At 42.5% G+C, this 409-nt stretch carries 3 tRNA genes; all 3 read left to right on the forward strand.

Annotation, left to right across the window (positions count from 1 at the left end):
* The first annotated feature begins 2 nt into the window (after nucleotides 1–2).
* The 3 genes from H5203_RS22560 (at nucleotide 3) to H5203_RS22570 (ending at nucleotide 371) form a co-directional block, all read left to right on the forward strand.
* Nucleotides 3–87 (forward strand) — tRNA-Leu (locus H5203_RS22560).
* A 40-nt stretch (nucleotides 88–127) separates the two neighbouring features.
* Nucleotides 128–202: transfer RNA gene (locus tag H5203_RS22565), tRNA-Gln, on the forward strand.
* Nucleotides 203–286: 84 nt separating this feature from the next.
* Nucleotides 287–371, forward strand: a tRNA-Leu gene (locus H5203_RS22570).
* The last annotated feature ends 38 nt before the right edge of the window (nucleotides 372–409 follow it).

The raw sequence follows: 409 nt of genomic DNA on the forward strand, positions 1-409 counted from the left end.
ATGCGGGAGTGGCGGAATTGGTAGACGCGCTGGATTTAGGTTCCAGTATCTTAGGATGTGAGAGTTCAAGTCTCTCCTTCCGCACCATGTTCTTGATAAGAATTAAAACTATCAACTGTTTCTTTGTTGGGATATCGCCAAGCGGTAAGGCACCAGGTTTTGATCCTGGCATTCCCAGGTTCAAATCCTGGTATCCCAGCCAACTTCTTCTACCAAAGAATGTTGTTAAAGAATAACTCTAGCTACGAGTATAAACAGCAAAAACGTATATAATTATACGGACTATGCGGGAGTGGCGGAATTGGTAGACGCGCTGGATTTAGGTTCCAGTATCTTAGGATGTGAGAGTTCAAGTCTCTCCTTCCGCACCATGTTCTTGATAAGAATTAAAACTATCAACTGTTTCTTT

The organism is Pseudoalteromonas sp. SG41-1, assembly GCF_014164575.1.
Taxonomy (GTDB): domain Bacteria; phylum Pseudomonadota; class Gammaproteobacteria; order Enterobacterales; family Alteromonadaceae; genus Pseudoalteromonas; species Pseudoalteromonas rhizosphaerae.